At 63.6% G+C, this 1,638-nt stretch carries 2 protein-coding genes and 1 pseudogene; 2 read left to right on the top strand and 1 reads right to left on the bottom strand.

Annotation, left to right across the window (positions count from 1 at the left end; genetic code table 11):
• Nucleotides 1-227: 227 nt before the first annotated feature.
• Nucleotides 228-872 (bottom strand): LemA family protein, encoded by a 645-nt coding sequence (locus tag FJ980_RS30805; protein WP_140547338.1) that lies wholly within the window; start codon nt 870-872, stop codon nt 228-230.
• Nucleotides 873-1,114: 242 nt separating this feature from the next.
• Here FJ980_RS30805 and FJ980_RS30800 point away from each other — a divergent pair, with 242 nt between their 5' ends.
• The gene (locus tag FJ980_RS30800; protein WP_140547337.1) at nt 1,115-1,366 is read left to right on the top strand and encodes a hypothetical protein; all 252 of its coding nucleotides are present in this window, start codon (nt 1,115-1,117) and stop codon (nt 1,364-1,366) included.
• A gap of 12 nt (nt 1,367-1,378) precedes the next feature.
• Nucleotides 1,379-1,638 (top strand): annotated as a pseudogene (locus FJ980_RS30795) (pyridoxal kinase); the annotation flags it as partial.

Raw genomic sequence — 1,638 nt, 5'->3', positions numbered from 1 at the left:
CAAGCAATGAGAGGTAGGCGTTCTGTCGCCCCCCTCTCTGTCCTGCCGGACATCTCCCCCTCAAGGGGGGAGATTGGATGTCACGCCGGCCTTCGCTAATCTTCAGCATCGAAGGGAGGGCGAGGTTGCCGAAACTGCCAATCTCCCCCCTTGAGGGGGAGATGTCCGGTAGGACAGAGAGGGGGGTGACGGAACTCAAGGCTGGCTCGATAAGCTAAGACGCCGGCTCACCCGCCCTGCTTCGTGCTCGTGCCGAAATCGACCTTCGGCACCTGCATCTTGTCTTCCTCGACAGTGAAGTTCGCAAACGGCTCGTTGCCGCGGAACCAGAAGGTCGCCCACAGCACCGAGGGGAAGGTCTTCAGCGTCAGATTATAGTCCCTGACCGCCTGGATATAGTCGCGCCGCGCCACCGCGATGCGGTTCTCGGTGCCTTCGAGCTGCGCCTGCAGCGCGAGAAAATTCTGGTTCGCCTTGAGGTCGGGATAGGCTTCCGACACCGCGATCAGCCGCGACAGCGCGCTGGTCAGCCCGGCCTGCGCATCCTGGAACTTCTTCAGCGCCTCGGGGTCTTTCAGCGTCTCCGGCGTCACCGTGATCTGCGTGGCCTTGGCGCGCGCCTGGACGACCGCGTCGAGCGTATCTTTTTCATGCGAGGCATAGCCCTTCACCGTCTCGACCAGGTTCGGGATCAGGTCGGAACGGCGCTGATATTGGTTGAGCACCTCGCTCCAGGCCGCATGCGCGTTCTCTTCCGCCGTCGGAATGGTGTTGTAACCGCAGCCGGCAAGCAGCGGCAGCACGAAAACCATCATCAGGAAGGCGGCAAGGCTGCGGAAGGGGGAGGCTAATGAGAGGCGCTCGGCAATCATGATTGGTCCCTCGACAGAAGTTGCACGCGAAGCATTACCACAATCCACGCGCAAGGAAATGTCCGGCTGACGATGCCGATTCCAGCTCTGGCGCGAGCCCCTGTGAATGGTCGAGCGAACAGGATTTCATCTCCTTGTTCGACGCAATTCCGGCCGGAAGGCCACGGCGCAGTCGCCGAGCCTAAACGCTTCGCACTTTTCCTGGAATTGCTCTAAGGTCCGGGCAGGAAAGGGCAATTGCCATGGCCGAGCGCCGGGACGACGAGACCGAATCGCGCCGCATCCTCGAACGCGTGGCGCGCGAGACGGCGCCGGGCGGCGCGTCGTTCATCGTCCGCACGGCGAAGGATGCGCGCGACCGCGTGACCGCCGCCGATACCGACCGCACCGATCCCATCGAATATTGGGGAACCCGCATTGGCCGAACGCTCGGCTTCATCATTGCCATTGGGCTATTGGCCTGGCTGGTGTATGCCGCCACGCGTGGCGGCTAGGAACAGATTTCCATGAGTGTAGAAAAAATCGACGCGCCGCGCGCGGTCATCGTCATCTCCAGCCATGTCGCCCGCGGCTCGGTCGGCAACCGCGCCGCCGTCTTCGCGCTGGAGACGCTGGGCTTCCCGGTCTGGGCGGTGCCGACCGTCATCCTGCCCTGGCATCCGGGCCACAGCCGGGCCACGCGCATCGTTCCGCCGCTCGATCAGTTCAAGGCGCTGATGGCCGATCTTGAGCGCGCGCCCTGGCTGGGCGAGGTGAGGGCCGTGCT

The organism is Mesorhizobium sp. B1-1-5 (assembly GCF_006443065.1).
Lineage (GTDB): Bacteria > Pseudomonadota > Alphaproteobacteria > Rhizobiales > Rhizobiaceae > Mesorhizobium.
Note: the sequence above shows the minus strand (reverse complement) of the source record. Positions and strands in the feature narration are given on the sequence as shown.

Coding starts and splice junctions, on each gene's coding strand:
- FJ980_RS30805 (WP_140547338.1), bottom strand. CDS start 872: ATGATTGCCGAGCGCCTCTCATTAGCCTCCCCCTTCCGCAGCCTTGCC.
- FJ980_RS30800 (WP_140547337.1), top strand. CDS start 1,115: ATGGCCGAGCGCCGGGACGACGAGACCGAATCGCGCCGCATCCTCGAA.